The sequence below is a fragment of the Staphylococcus sp. EG-SA-2 genome (assembly GCF_017152085.1).
Map to the genome: position 1 here is coordinate 1 of NZ_JACYHC010001100.1, position 714 is coordinate 714.

Below are 714 nucleotides of genomic sequence, written 5' to 3' on the forward strand. Positions count from 1 at the left end.
ATGGTGTTATTGATGAGTTAGTAAATCAATTAGACAAAGCAGGTAAATTAAGTGATGTCGCGTCATTTAAGGAAGCGATTCACAATCGAGAATCACAAAGTACAACTGGTATCGGCGAAGGTATTGCCATTCCACATGCCAAAGTGGCCGCAGTTAAGTCACCAGCTATTGCGTTTGGTAAATCTAAAGCAGGCGTAGATTATCAAAGTTTGGATATGCAACCAGCACACTTATTCTTTATGATTGCAGCGCCAGAAGGTGGCGCCCAAACACATCTAGATGCTTTAGCTAAGTTGTCTGGTATTTTAATGGATGAAAATGTACGTGAGAAATTATTACATGCTTCATCACCTGAAGAAGTACTAGCGATCATAGATGAGGCTGATGATGAAGTGACAAAAGAAGAAGAGGCAGAAGCTGAAGCACAACAAGTTGCAACTGCAGAACAATCATCTAAACAATCTAATGAGCCATATGTGTTAGCAGTAACTGCTTGTCCAACAGGTATTGCACATACGTACATGGCACGTGACGCATTGAAAAAACAAGCGGATAAGATGGGTATTAAAATTAAAGTAGAAACGAATGGTTCAAGCGGCATTAAAAACCATTTAACTGAACAAGATATTGAAAATGCAACAGGTATCATTGTTGCTGCTGATGTTCATGTTGAGACGGATCGCTTCGATGGTAAAAATGTCGTAGAAGTACCAG

General features: G+C 39.6%; 1 protein-coding gene. It reads left to right on the forward strand.

Annotated elements, in window-relative coordinates; all coding sequences use genetic code 11:
- On the forward strand, positions 1–714 hold a 714-nt coding region (locus tag IDG60_RS18375; RefSeq protein WP_206161038.1), incomplete at both ends, for a fructose PTS transporter subunit IIA.